14 protein-coding genes are annotated in these 12,956 nt (G+C 69.6%); 7 read left to right on the forward strand and 7 right to left on the reverse strand.

All coding sequences use genetic code 11. The features are described from left to right. The first annotated feature begins 110 nt into the window (after positions 1-110). The 4 genes from KV397_RS15465 (at position 111) to KV397_RS15480 (ending at position 2,418) form a co-directional block, all read left to right on the forward strand. Positions 111-554 (forward strand): hypothetical protein, encoded by a 444-nt coding sequence (locus KV397_RS15465; protein WP_131493141.1) that lies wholly within the window; start codon positions 111-113, stop codon positions 552-554. 157 nt (positions 555-711) lie between these two features. After that, positions 712-1,782, forward strand: a complete 1,071-nt coding sequence (locus tag KV397_RS15470) for a M4 family metallopeptidase (protein WP_261811664.1) — start codon at positions 712-714, stop codon at positions 1,780-1,782. After that, positions 1,757-2,071 (forward strand): protealysin inhibitor emfourin, encoded by a 315-nt coding sequence (locus KV397_RS15475; protein WP_261811665.1) that lies wholly within the window; start codon positions 1,757-1,759, stop codon positions 2,069-2,071. The genes KV397_RS15470 and KV397_RS15475 overlap by 26 nt, the downstream gene beginning before the upstream one ends. 95 nt (positions 2,072-2,166) lie before the next feature. Continuing rightward, a complete protein-coding gene (locus KV397_RS15480; protein WP_261811666.1) occupies positions 2,167-2,418 on the forward strand; it encodes a hypothetical protein in 252 nt (83 codons plus the stop codon). On the opposite strand, the gene KV397_RS15485 is transcribed toward KV397_RS15480, so the two are convergent. Beyond that, the gene (locus KV397_RS15485) at positions 2,370-3,455 is read right to left on the reverse strand and encodes a mechanosensitive ion channel family protein (protein WP_261811667.1); all 1,086 of its coding nucleotides are present in this window, start codon (positions 3,453-3,455) and stop codon (positions 2,370-2,372) included. The two genes, KV397_RS15480 and KV397_RS15485, sit on opposite strands and share 49 nt — an antisense overlap. 79 nt (positions 3,456-3,534) lie before the next feature. On the opposite strand from KV397_RS15485, the gene KV397_RS15490 reads away from it, so the two are divergent. Beyond that, positions 3,535-4,287, forward strand: coding sequence for a ribonuclease H family protein (locus KV397_RS15490; protein ID WP_153243381.1), 753 nt, complete (start codon positions 3,535-3,537; stop codon positions 4,285-4,287). 15 nt (positions 4,288-4,302) lie between these two features. Here KV397_RS15490 and KV397_RS15495 read toward each other — a convergent pair whose 3' ends face one another. After that, positions 4,303-5,493, reverse strand: a complete 1,191-nt coding sequence (locus KV397_RS15495) for an FAD-dependent monooxygenase (RefSeq protein WP_153243380.1) — start codon at positions 5,491-5,493, stop codon at positions 4,303-4,305. Between the two features lie 37 nt (positions 5,494-5,530). Here KV397_RS15495 and KV397_RS15500 point away from each other — a divergent pair, with 37 nt between their 5' ends. Both KV397_RS15500 and KV397_RS15505 read left to right on the forward strand, forming a co-directional pair. Next, entirely contained in the window at positions 5,531-6,094 is a 564-nt protein-coding gene (locus KV397_RS15500; protein WP_194239323.1) for a TetR/AcrR family transcriptional regulator, read from the forward strand. Positions 6,095-6,123: 29 nt separating this feature from the next. Then, positions 6,124-6,849: a Pr6Pr family membrane protein gene (locus KV397_RS15505; protein WP_261811668.1), complete on the forward strand. Its 726-nt coding sequence runs from the start codon at positions 6,124-6,126 to the stop codon at positions 6,847-6,849. On the opposite strand, the gene KV397_RS15510 is transcribed toward KV397_RS15505, so the two are convergent. From KV397_RS15510 to KV397_RS15530, 5 genes are all read right to left on the reverse strand, one after another. Further along, positions 6,840-8,192, reverse strand: a complete 1,353-nt coding sequence (locus KV397_RS15510) for a flavin monoamine oxidase family protein (RefSeq protein ID WP_261811669.1) — start codon at positions 8,190-8,192, stop codon at positions 6,840-6,842. The genes KV397_RS15505 and KV397_RS15510 overlap by 10 nt on opposite strands. Before the next feature lie 156 nt (positions 8,193-8,348). Next, on the reverse strand, positions 8,349-9,326 hold the full coding sequence (locus tag KV397_RS15515) for an SRPBCC family protein (RefSeq protein WP_261811670.1): 978 nt from the start codon (positions 9,324-9,326) through the stop codon (positions 8,349-8,351). Position 9,327: 1 nt separating this feature from the next. After that, on the reverse strand, positions 9,328-9,717 hold the full coding sequence (locus tag KV397_RS15520; protein WP_047522820.1) for an ArsR/SmtB family transcription factor: 390 nt from the start codon (positions 9,715-9,717) through the stop codon (positions 9,328-9,330). Between the two features lie 40 nt (positions 9,718-9,757). Further along, entirely contained in the window at positions 9,758-10,453 is a 696-nt protein-coding gene (locus KV397_RS15525; RefSeq protein WP_047522818.1) for a response regulator, read from the reverse strand. Continuing rightward, positions 10,450-12,954: an ATP-binding protein gene (locus tag KV397_RS15530; RefSeq protein ID WP_261811671.1), complete on the reverse strand. Its 2,505-nt coding sequence runs from the start codon at positions 12,952-12,954 to the stop codon at positions 10,450-10,452. Before KV397_RS15530 ends, KV397_RS15525 begins: the two co-directional genes overlap by 4 nt. Positions 12,955-12,956: the final 2 nt, after the last annotated feature.

Consider the following 12,956-nt stretch of genomic DNA (forward strand, 5'->3'; position numbering starts at 1 on the left):
CGCACTCGTATTCTGTATACAGAACGCAATTCTGTCAAGGATCTCCCTCGGGTGACGGACATCGAGACCATCCCGTGACGTACCGGTCACCGGTGACGCAGACTGGGTGCATGACCGATCCCGACCCGCACCTGCTCGGCCCCGGCCTCCTGCCGACGCCGTTCACCGCCGAAGAGATCAGAGACGCCACTGGCAGGGGGAAGCGCATCCGCCTTCTCCTCGAAGGCCCGGACGGGCCGCTGGGCGAACACGTCAACCGCTTCCACCACACGGATGAGGAGGGCGCGACCCTCGATCGCTGGGCCGCGGCCGACCCGAACGCCGTGGTCTCGAGCCGGGTGACCTGGACCGAGCTCCAGGGCCATGCGGCGTTCGACGCCGAGACGACGAGCATGTCGACCGTGCCGCTGTCCTCCCCCCTGGGCGAGCTCACCTGCCGTCGATACGACACCGCCGACGGGATCTTCTGGTTCTCGTCCGCGCACCCCGGGATGCCGGTGCAGTACGAGTCGGACGGCATCCGCACGACTGTGTTGAGCATCGAGCACGAGTGAGACGTATCCGGCGGGCACGCATGTTGTGAAGGAGATCTCGCGTTCCGAAGGGGAGTCCGCGCGAACCTCTCCTTCACACCGTGAGATCTCCTTCACGATCCGCGCGGTTGCCCGGCCCGTTCCCGCAGACGTCGGACACCCGGCGTAGGGTCGATCCATGAGCAGCACACCATCGACACAGTGTCACGGAGTCGTCCCGTCGTACCTGCTCGCACGCCTGGCCGAATCGGGGCGCTTCCCGAAGGCCGCGGCTGCGGCGCGGCAGACGCTGACGGCCGGACGACCGCCGTTCCGCGCCCGCATCGACCTGTCGATCGACGAGAACGGCGACCTGGTCGCCCAGCTGTCGGATGCGCCGAACCGCACCATCAGCGACGCCGGCAACACCCAGCGCCTCCCCGGCGCGGTGGTGCGCGGCGAAGACGACGCCCCCGTGGCCGACACCGCGGTGAACGAAGCCTTCGACGGCCTCGGAGCGACCTTCGAGATGCTGCTGTCCGCCTTCGGGCGCAATTCCCTCGATGACGCCGGAGCCCCGCTGGACGCCACCGTGCACTACGGCGTCGACTACGACAACGCGTTCTGGGACGGTGAGCGCATGGTGTTCGGCGACGGCGACGGCGAGGTGTTCCAGCACTTCACCGGCTCACTCACGGTCATCGGGCACGAGCTCGCGCACGGCGTCGTCCAGCACACCGCGAACCTCGAATACCAGGGCCAGCCGGGCGCGCTGAACGAGTCGATCGCCGACGTCTTCGGCGCCCTGACCGAGCAGTATGCGCTCGGGCAGACGGCCGACAGCGCCACGTGGCTCATCGGTGCCGAGATCTTCACGGATGCCGTCGAGGGCGCGGCCCTGCGGTCGATGATCGCCCCGGGCACCGCCTACGACGACGACGAGCTCGGCAAGGATCCGCAGCCCGATCACATGAGCGGCTTCGTGCGCACCACCGAGGACAACGGCGGGGTGCACATCAACTCGGGCATCCCCAACCGCGCGTTCGCCCTGTTCGCGCTCGACCTCGGCGGCAATGCCTGGGAGCGCGCGGGGACCGTCTGGTACCGGGCACTCACCGGCGGCCTGTCGAGCACGGCGTCCTTCCTCGAGTTCGCCGATGCGACGGTCGCCGCGGCCACCACGATCGACGAGGCCACGGCCACGGCGGCTCGACGCGCGTGGACCGTCGTGGGAGTCTATGCAGATGAGCGAGCCTCCCCCCGCGACTGACGCACCGATCGTGATCGCCGTCGTCCGCACGGGCGGCATCGCCGGCATCCGTCGCCGGTGGCAGGTGGAAGCAGGACCCGACGACGCCGGCGAATGGATCGACCTGATCGACCGGTGCCCCTGGGATCAGGAGGCACCGACCGACACCGGCGCCGACCGCTTCGTGTGGCGCATCCGCGCCCGGACTCCGGTCGAACGCCACGAGCGTGAGCTGCCCGACTCCGCGCTCGACGGACCCTGGCGCGCGCTCGTCGAGGCGGTCCGGCAGGCGGCGGCCGCGAAGGGCTGACCCCCGGCGCACCAGTCCCGGCGCACCGGCCCGGCGTCCGATCAATTCCGTGTGAATCCGGCCTCTGCGTCGAGGCGTGGGTTCACAATGGAGCCATGGGAATGTTCCAGCAGAAGCCGGAAGAAGAACAGAGCCCCTGGGCACTGCCCTCCGAGCCCGTGAAGCGCTCCGAGGCCGAGGTGCTCGGCGAGGAACCCGCCGTCGACCCCCTCTCGCTCGGCCTCGGCTTCGGGGCGACGACCGAGGTCAGCTCGATCGTCTTCCCGATCGCGGAACCGGCGGCGGAGGCCGTGGGCGACTACGAGGCGGAGGAGCCCGTCGACGACGCGGGCGCCGAGTCCGACTGAGGTCCGAACTCCACCCGGGTGCGCGGGAGGGCGTCCGGGTACTCCCGCTGCAACCAGCTCATCATCTTCTCCCGCACCTCGCAGCGGATCGTCCACTGGTCGTCGGAGTCCTTCGCCGACATCACCAACCGGACGGTGACGTACCCGCCCTGTGCGTCCGTCACCAGTGCGCTCGACGAGCGCCCGTCCCAGGCGGGCGAGGCTTCGACGATGCGGGTGAACTCCGCGCGCAGTGCGTCCATCGGCACGCGCCAGTCCAGATCCAGGTAGACGGTGCCGAGGATCTTGTCCGACCTGCGCGTCCACGTCTCGATCGGCGTCGAGGTGAAGTAGCTGCACGGCACGACGAGGCGTCGCTCATCCCAGATGTAGACGACCACGTACGACAGGTTGATCTCGCCGACCCGTCCCCACTCGCCTTCGACCACGACGACGTCGCCCACGCGGATGGCGTCCGTGAAGGCCACCTGTATCCCGGCGATGAGGTTGCCGAGGATCGACTGCGCCGCGAGGCCGGCGATGATGCTCGCGATACCCGCCGACGCGAGGAGGCTCGTGCCCACAGCTCGCATCTCGGGGAAGGTGAACAGCACGGCCCCCAGAGCCAGCACGGCGATCGACACCAGCACGAGCCGATGGATGACGAGCAGCTGCGTGCGTCGGCGTCGCGCCTCCGGACCGACGAGGACGGTCTCCTCGCGCTCGATCAGCCGTTCGAAACCGAACGAGATCGCCGCGGCGAACAGCCAGGACCCGACGAGGATGGTCGAGATCAGGAACAGTCGCGAGACCGCCGGCCACCATCCCTGCTCGGCGGGCGCCGTGATCGCCATCGCGATCCACACCGCGACGACCAGCGCCGTGGCCGTCGTGGCGTTGCGCACCCTGCGCGCGAAATCACGCACCCACGGCAGACGACGGCTCACGAGCGCGGCCACCAGACGCAGCAGTACGAGAACGGCGACGGTGGCGAGGACCGCGATCGCGATCACCACGGCCGTGCCGACCAAGGATTCCCATTCGGTGCCGGAAGACATCCGTCCACCCTAGGCGGCGCGCACGGAGGACGCGAGTGCGCGGCGATCGCGCACCCGGTGACCGCATTACGGTGGAGGGATGACGATCACCGCCGCCGCAGACGGCTCCGCCCTGGGCAACCCCGGCCCCAACGGCTGGGCCTGGTACATCGACGACGCGAACTGGGCGGCGGGCGGCTCCCCGCACGGCACCAACAATCAGGGCGAGTTGCGGGCGGTGCTGGAGCTGCTGCGTGCGACGGCGGGCACCGACGAGAAGCTGCTGATCGAATGCGACAGCCGCTACGTGATCGACTCCGTGACCAAGTGGATGCCGGGGTGGAAGCGCAAGGGCTGGCGGAAGTCCGACGGCGGGCCCGTGCTCAACCGCGACCTGCTGGAGGGCATCGACGAGGCGATCCGTGGGCGTGACGTCGAGTTCTCCTGGGTCAAAGGCCACGCCGGACACCCTCTGAACGAGGCAGCCGACGAGCGTGCGAACGCGGCCGCGAAGGCATACCAGGCCGGGGAGGAGCCGCGTCGAGGTCCGGGCTTCACGCGGGCCACCGGTGCCGGTGCCGCCGTCGCCGCATCCGCTCCTGTGGCGGCCTCCGTTCCTGCGACGGGCTCCGCCCCGGTGGCCGCCGTGCCATCGACCACGCTCGCGGAGCCGTTGTGGGCCGAGACCTCGGACCTGCTCGACGGACTCGACGATCCGGGCTCCACGAACGCGCCCGAGGACGACCCGATCGAACTGCGCATCCCGCTCACCTCGGACGAGCACGCCCGATTGCGCGACCGCGCGGACGCGCAGGGCGTCTCCCTCGAAGAGGCTCTCCGTCGGCTGATCTGACGCGCACCACCGGGGTCACCGGAGGTATTCGGGGCGCGCTCCGATCCCGACGAAGCGCCCGGTGATCCGGGACAGGCGAGGGTGATCCCGCAGCATCCGCAACGGGAAGGGCAGAGGTGCGTCCGCGGCGCCCGACGCGAGGAGAGGACCCTGCAGTCGTCGCTGGATCGCCTGGGTCACGATCACCGGCCAGACGCGACGACGCTCGACCCGGCGGAGGTCGGCACGCTGCGGCACACGGGTACTCAGCACCGGCCCGAGGATGCGATCGGCGGCCACCGCGTCCTGGATGGCCAGGTTGATCCCCACGCCTCCCGCGGGAGACATGGCGTGCGCAGAGTCGCCGATGCACAGGAGCCCGTCGACGTGCCACCGACGCAGCCGCTCCAGGCGCACACGCAGAAGGTGCACGTCGGCCGGACGGAGGTGCGCGGCCGCGGCGCCGAGGCGAGGCGAGATGCGGCGCAGGCGCTCGTTCATCCGATGCAGGTCGTCTTCGGAGCCCGTCCAGGCACCTGCGGGGATCACGTGCGCGATCTGGAAGAAGTCCCCGCGGTCGATCGTGATGGCCATGCCCGCGCCGGCCTGGATGAACGGGTACACCTCGTCGCCGTCCTTCGGCAGCCGGAACCACAGGACATCCATCGACGCGGCCACCCCGACCGGTGAGAGCCCGGCAGCGGTACGGAGCTCGGAGTCACGTCCCGACGCATCGACGACGAGGTGTGCACGGATGTCGACCGGTCCGTCCGGCCCGGTTCCGGTGACCCCGACGATCCGCCCCTCCTCGCGCACGACGTCCTGGATGCGGGTCGAACGCAGCAGGCGGAACCCCGGGAACTCTTCCGCAGACGAGGCCAGCAGGTCGAGGAAGTCCCACTGCGGCATGAACGTCATCACCTTCCTCGCCGTCGGCAGGTGTGAGAAGTCGGCCAGGGTCAGTTCGGTGCCGTGCCAGCTGAGCGTGACCTCCGACATATCGGCGTGGGGGCGCGCGAGGAAGTCGTCGAGCAGTCCGAGCTCGCCCAACAGCTCCTGAGTGGAGGGGTGGATCGTGTCGCCCCGGAAGTCGCGGAGGAAGTCGGCATGCTTCTCGATCACGGTGACCCGGAGCCCGCGACGCGCGAGCAGCAGTCCGAGCATGAGCCCGGCGGGCCCACCTCCGACGATGACGGTGTCGGTATCGGTGTCGCTTCTCGTGTCCATGCAGACAGCGTCCCGCTCCGCGTGCGACGATGCGAGAATGGTCAATAAATCGCCGGGCCGTCCGCGCGGATCGTCGACGGCACGGGCTCGGCTGCTCGAGGCAGCGCAGAAGCACGTTGTTCGAGGTGATCTGGCGGCCATCTCGTCCCGTCGACTGGCCGCGGAAGTCGGCGTCAGCCACACCCTGGTCAATTATCATTTCGGATCGCGGGACGACCTCGTCGCCGCGGCGATCGCCCTGCGCGCAGCACCGCATGATGTGATCGCGCTCGCCCGCGGACGAGACGGTCACGGCCCCGTCGACCTCTCGCGCCTGGCGCACGGCATCCTCGCGGTCTGGGAGCATCCCGAGCACGGGGTGCAGCTCGTCGGTCTCGCACGGCGTCTCGCCGCCGCGGATGACTCCGCCGCGTCGATCAGCGGCTACATCCAGGTGGCGGTATTCGAACCTCTCGTGGCCGACTTCGGGCGCGAGCACGCACGGCGGATGGCCGTGGCGATCGTCGGCTTCCTCTTCGGACGGTACGTGCTGGAGCTGCCGATGTTCGCCACGCTCCCGCGCGAGGAGGCAGGACGGCTCCTCCTCTCGATGATCCGGTGAGTCGGTCCGTAGACTCAGCGGATGAAGGAATGGCGGGTGACGCAGCGGTGAAGGCGCGTACCGTCTTCGGGCTGCTCCGCCTCAGTGCCGCCGCCATCTGCCTCGTGGCGCTCATCCACCGACTGAGCTGGGGGTTGGCGTCGAACACCGTCGCGAGCCAGAACTTCTTCGCGTACCTGACCAACCAGTCGAACATCGCGTTCGTGGTGCTGCTCACCGTCGCCGGCATCCTCGCGTTGCGCCGTGCGAAGGACCCCCGGTGGCTCACGGTCGCTCTCGCCCTCGTACTGACCTGGACGATCACGGCGGGGCTGGTGTTCGCGATCCTCGTGTGGCAGGCGGGCGTCCGCGGGATCCGCATCGATGTGCCGTGGTCCGATCAGGTGCTGCACTTCTGGCTGCCGGCGGTGACCGTGGCGGCCTGGGCGCTGGCTCCCGGACACCGGACCGTGCCGTGGCGGGTCATCCCGGTGTCACTCGCCTATCCGGTGGTGTGGGGCGTCGCGACGTTGATCCGCGGACCGCTGATCGGGTGGTACCCCTACTACTTCCTCGACCCGCGACAGGTGAGCGGACCGGCCGAGTTCGTGATCTCCTCGGCGATCGCGCTGGGTTCGTTCGCGGCCGTCGCCACCGTACTCGTGCTGATCAGCCGGATGCCTCTGCCCCGCGATCTACGCGAGGGTGGGGAGGACGCCTCCGCCGCATCGCTGTCCGAGCCGGAACCCGCCGGCGAGAAGGTCGCTCAGGTGTAGAGCGCAAGCGAGGCGAGAGCCGCGTCGAGGGCGGCGTCTTCGTCGAGCTCCGCGAACTCCACGGCGGCCGGGCCTCCGACGATCCCGACGAGCACGTTCTCGCCGGTCGCCGCACGCAGATTGATCCAGGTCGGGATCGCGACGTCTGCGCCCACGGCGTGCCAGATCGCCTCGTCGTTGTCCCAGAAGGGCTCATCCCATCGCAGCCACACGGTCTCGATCGCACCCATGCCGAGAGCGGAGACCGCGCCTCGGTTGGAGAACGGCAGCGGGGGATCGAACTCGATGCTGCGGTCCTGCAGCACCCCGAGCGGCACGGTCACGAGCACCCGGTCGAAGGACAGCGCCTCCCCCGTTCCGAGGCGCACGCTCACGCCCGTGTCGTCGTAGGCGAGGAGGGCGACCGGGGAGTTGAGCCCCACCCGCACGCCGTCGAGTGCGTGTTCGACGAACGGGGTGAGGTCGTCGCGCGCCGCGGTCAGATCCCCGGTGGGCAGCGGCGGGGCGAACCAGCTGGAGAGCTCATCGGCACCGGCACCACTGCGCGAGGCGAGGAGCGCGAGGAGAGCGGCGGTGCCAGGATCGGCGGGGTCGATGCCCGCCGCGGTCAGGGCATCGGCCACCGACGAGTCCTCCGGAGCAGCCTGCGACGCCGCCATGGCGGCCTCGAACGGCGCCGGGTCGACCGCGTCGATGTCGCCGTCGGGGGTGCGCCAGAGATCACCGGCCAGATCGACGATGCCGACCTCTCCGCCGCTCAGCTGGTCGAGCACCTCGGCGTCGTCCGCGCCGAACAGCCAGGCACCGAGCTGCACGGGCACCGGCCAGGAGTCGTCGACGCGGGAGGACACCCGTCCACCGACGCGGTCCCTCGCCTCGAAGACCGTCACCTGCATCCCGCCGCCCGCGAGCAGGGCGGCCGCGGTCGCACCGGCGAGGCCCGCACCGACCACGGCGACGCGTTCCCCCGATGTCGCCGGGATCAGGAGCTCCTCTGCGGCGCGCGCGCCCGAGGCGATGGCACCACGCACCGTTCCGGGGGCGTCTTCGTCGGTGGCCTCGCCCGCGAAGAACAGCCGATCGTCGACGGGCTTCGCCAGCGCGAGACGGGTGCCGGCGAGGACGCCGACGGGCGTGAAGCTGGCGGCGCCGAGCGAGAACGGGTCACTCGTCCAGGTGCTGCGGATGCTGCCGGCCGGCGCGGGGACACCGGGCGGCGGCTCAGGCTCGCGCGTCCGGGTGGGCGTGGGGGTCGGCGCGGGTTCCGGGGTGCAGGATGCGAGAAGCACCGAGGCGACGCCGGCTCCGGCGCCGAGGAGCAGAGTGCGGCGCGTGATCCTCATCGTGTCGCCACTTTATCCCGCGCGGGTGGGTTCTGTCCGTCCGGCGGGACCACGCAGACGTGGCGAGTGTTCACAACTCCGCAGAAACACGGGGCAGCAGACGCAGAACTGGCCGGACTCACGCGAGGCCGACCAGTTCTGAGGAGTTGTGAACACTCAGACGGTGAGCAGCTCGCGCTCCAGGCGGGCAAACGACTGCTCCATGCCGTCGGCCATGCCGGTGGCGAGGATCATGTCGCGCGTCTCCTTGTCCGGATACTCGACGAGGAGCGTGACGAGGGTCGCGCCGTCCTCCTCGTACAGGTTCAGGTCGTTGAGGGTCTCGGTCGGCATGCCCTGCATCCGCTCGGTGCTGACCGCGCGGCGCGGGGCGTCGATCAGCAGCGCCTCGCCCTCGAAGCCGAACGGCTGCCCCTCGGTGTCGCCCACCGGTGCCCAGGAGTTCCGGTACGACTGGCCCACCTCGGTGGCGGCGACGCACTCCGTCATCTCCCAGCCGTCGGGGCCAAGCATCCACTGGCGGATGAGCTCGGGCTCGAAGTGCGCGCGCCAGACCAACTCGCGCGGCCCCTCGACGAGGCGGGTGATGCGCACGTGCGTGTCGTCGAGCAGCTCCACACGGGTGCCCTTGCCCTGCGCGTAGGCGCGGAGGTCCTGCAGAACGGCGTCGAGCTGCGCCATCGCCATCTTGATGCCCTCGACCTGGCCCATCTCGACGACCTGCTCGAGCGCATCGACCGAGTCGAAGTGACTCGTCGTGACCATGCGCGTGCCGTCGGCGGTGGACTCGAAGGCGAACGACATGCGCTGCGCCGGGAAGCCGTCGAGCGGTGTGCCGTCTTCATCGACGAAGGAGTCGATGACCTCGAAGCCGCGGGGCTCGTCGATCGATACGAACTCCCACGATCCGGAAGACTTCTCGCCGCGCGGGCCGTTCATCGAGTAGACGGCGCGGCCGCCGACGGTGTGGTCCCAGGCGGTGAACGTGGCCGGCCACCCGGGAGGGCCCCAGAAGCGCTCGAGCTGACGCGGGTCGGAGTATGCGCTCCACACCCGCTCGATGGGGGCGGCGAAGTCGGCGACGACGGTCATCGTCAGGTTCTCGGTGTCGGTGGTGACATCGGTGACGGGCATTTCAGTCTCCTTGTTGCGGGTTCGTGGTGCCGGTGGTGTCGGCGGGACCTGACCGAGGCGTCTCGGCCAGCAGGTCGTCGAGTCGGGCGATGCGCGATCGCCACAGCTCTTCGTATCGGGCGAGGAGCGCCCTGGCGCGGGCGATCATCTCGGGGTTCGCGCGGACGAGCCGCTCGCGTCCCTCGGCGCGCTTGACGATGAGGTTCGCGGCCTCGAGCACGGCGACGTGCTTCTGCACCGCAGCGAACGACATCTCGTATTCGGTGGCGAGGGTCGAGACGGACTGCTCCCGCTCGATCGTCCGGCGCAGGATGTCGCGCCGGGTCGACGTCGCCAGTGCGTGGAACACACGGTCGACCTCCGCTTCGCTCAACTCCGTTTGTACAACCATTTGGTTGTACGTTAGACCTGCGCGAAGACCCTGTCAAGAGTCAGTCGACCGTCAGGCCCAGCAGGCGGTACCCCATCCCGGGCTCGGTGATGATGTGCACCGGCTCCGACGGCGTGTCCTCGAGCTTCTTGCGGAGCTGCGACACGTACAGACGCAGGTACCCGGTGTCCTCGATGTGCTCGTTGCCCCAGATGGCCGTGAGGAGCGTCTGCCGAGTGACGAGCTTGCCGGCGTTGCGGATGAGGATGTCGATCATCTGCCACTCCGTCGGGGTGAGCCGGATCTGCCGGTTGCCGTCGGAGGACTCGCGGGAGACGCTGCGTGCGGCGAGATCGATGGTGATGTCTCCGAGCCGGACGAGGGGAAGTGCTTCTTCCTGGGGCACCCGGCGGGTCAGGGCTCTGATCCGGGCGAGGAGCTCCTCGACGGCGAAAGGCTTGGTGATGTAGTCGTCGGCGCCGGCGTCGAGCGCCTCGACCTTGTCGGAGGCACCCGCCCGCCCCGAGACGACGAGGATCGGCGCCGCGGACCATCCGCGAATTCCATGGATCACCTCGATCCCGTCGAGCTTCGGCATACCCAGATCGAGGAGGAACAGGTCTGCGTGGTGATCGATGGCCGCGGCGATGGCGGCGGCGCCATCCGATGCCGTGACCACGTCGTATCCCTTGGCCGTGAGGGTGATGCGGAGCGCGCGCAGGATCTGCGGGTCGTCGTCTGCGATGAGGATCTTCACTCGGTCTCCTCCGATGTGCCGGGTGCGGGCATGGTGGCGGGCAGCGCGATGACCATGGTCAGTCCGCCGCCGGGGGTGTCCTCCGGGGTGAGCGTCCCGTGCATGGCTTCGACGAAGCCTCGGGAGAGCGCGAGGCCGAGCCCGAGACCGGACGAGTTGTCGGTGTCACCGAGGCGCTGGAACGGGACGAAGATGTCGTCGCGCTTCTCGGCCGGGACACCGGGCCCGCGGTCGATGATGCGGATCTCGAGGTGATCACCGAAAGTGCTGGTGCTGACGTGCACGGGCACGTCCGGAGGGGAGTACCGGTGGGCGTTGGTGAGCAGGTTGACGACCACACGCTGCAGCAGCACCGGATCCGCCTGCGCCACCGCGTCCCCGTGATGGAGCGCGAGCGTGACGTCGGTGGGACCGAGCTGGAGTTCGTCGAGAGCGGGGGCGATCACCTCGGCCGGATCGGTCGGGATGTCGGCGATCGCGAGCACCCCGGTCTGGAGGCGGCTGACGTCGAGCAGATCCGTCACCAGCGTCGCGAGCGCGGTGAGGCTCTCGTCCGCGGTGTCGAGCAGCTCCTGCTTGTCGCGCCGGTCCAGATCGGGTCCCGCAGCGCGCAAGCCGCCGACGGCGGCGGCAGCAGCGGCGAGCGGGCGACGCAGGTCATGGCTCAGCGCAGAGAGCAGAGCTCCGCGCACACGGTCGGAGGCTGCGATCGGCTCGATCTCCTTCGCGGTTCTCTCGAGGCGCTGGTGCTCGAGCGCCGCGGCGAGCTGAGCGGTCATGACCGCCAGCAGTCGACGCTCGGACGCTGCCACATCGCCCCCGTGGAGTTCGAGCACAGCGTGGTCACCGATGCGGCTGTCGGTGTGGCGGTTGTCCGCCAGGGGTTCCCCGGCGCGCGCGATGACCTCGTCGCCACGCATCAGACGGACTCCCGCGAGGTGGAACGCCTCCCGCGTGCGGTCGATGAGCGCCTGTATCGCGTTCTCGCCGCGGAGCACGCTGCCGGCGATCGTCTGGATCAGCTCGGACTCTGCGGCAGACCGCCGCGCGGCGCGCGTGTATCGGGCGGCGCGATCGACGATGAAGCTGACCATGCTGGCGATGATGACGTACAGGACGAGCGCCAGCAGGTGGTGCGGCTCGTGGATGTGGATCGTGTAGAGGGGCTCGACGAAGAGGAAGTCCAGGGTGAGCCCGGACAGGACCGCGGCGAACAGCGCCGGCCAGATACCGCCGACCAGCGCGACGATCACGACGAGCAGCTGGTAGCTCAGCACATCGGTCGTGATCGATTCGGGGCTGCGGAAGAAGCTGAGGAAGAACGTCAGCAGCGGGCCGCCGAGGAGCGCGACGAGGAAGCCGAGTACGCGGCGCTTGCGGGTCAGCGCCCCGGTGAGCGGCGGCAGCGCGAAGCGACGACCCGCGGCGGAGTGATTGACCATGTGCACGTCGATGTCACCGGACTCGCGCACGACGGTCGCGCCGATGCCCGGGCCGGTGAACGCCGCCGTGAAGCGTCCGCGCCGACTGGCACCGAGCACGAGTTGGGTGGCGTTGACGGATCGTGCGAACTCGACCAGGGCGGTCGGGATGTCCTCGCCGACGACCTGATGGTAGGTGCCGTTGAGCTTCTCGACGAGGGCGCGCTGCTCCGTCAGCACGACCGGGTTCGCCGCGCGCAGGCCGTCCTGGCTGGTGATGTGCACGGCCATCAGCTCGCCGCCGGCCGACCGCGCCGCGATCCGGGACCCGCGCCGCAGAAGGGTCTCTCCCTCCGCTCCTCCGGTGAGGGCGACGACGACGCGCTCCCGCGCCTCCCAGGTGCTGTCGATGCCGTGCTCAGCGCGATACCCCTTGAGCGCCTGGTCGACCTCATCGGCCAGCCAGATGAGGGCGAGCTCGCGAAGCGCGGTGAGGTTGCCCAGGCGGAAGTAGTTCGACAGCGCGGCATCGATGCGTTCGGCCGGGTAGACGAATCCGCCGGAGAGACGATCGCGAAGCGCCTGCGGGGCGAGGTCGATGACCTCTATCTGATCGGCGCTGCGCAGCACGTTGTCGGGTACGGTTTCACGTTGCGGCACGCCGGTGATCTGTTCGACGACGTCGTTGAGGGATTCGATGTGCTGGATGTTGAGCGTGGAGATCACATCGATCCCCGCGGCGAGGAGTTCCTCGACGTCCTCCCAGCGCTTCTCGTTGCGGGAGCCGGGTGCGTTGGTGTGGGCGAGCTCATCGACGAGCGCGACGGAGGGCGCTCGGGTCAAGAGCGCAGCGAGATCCATCTCCTCGAGTTCGACGCCACGGTGGCCCACGTTCATCCGAGGGATCGCCGGGAGCCCGTCGGTCATGGTCGCGGTGGCCGCACGGCCGTGCGTCTCGACGATGCCGATGACGACGTCCTTGCCCTCAGCGAGGAGCCGGCGCCCCTCTTCGAGCATGGTGTAGGTCTTGCCGACGCCGGGGGCGGCGCCGAGCAGCACACGAAGCCGCCCCCGAGTCATGC

Origin of the sequence: Microbacterium aurugineum, assembly GCF_023101205.1 — a bacterium.
GTDB lineage: Bacteria > Actinomycetota > Actinomycetes > Actinomycetales > Microbacteriaceae > Microbacterium > Microbacterium aurugineum.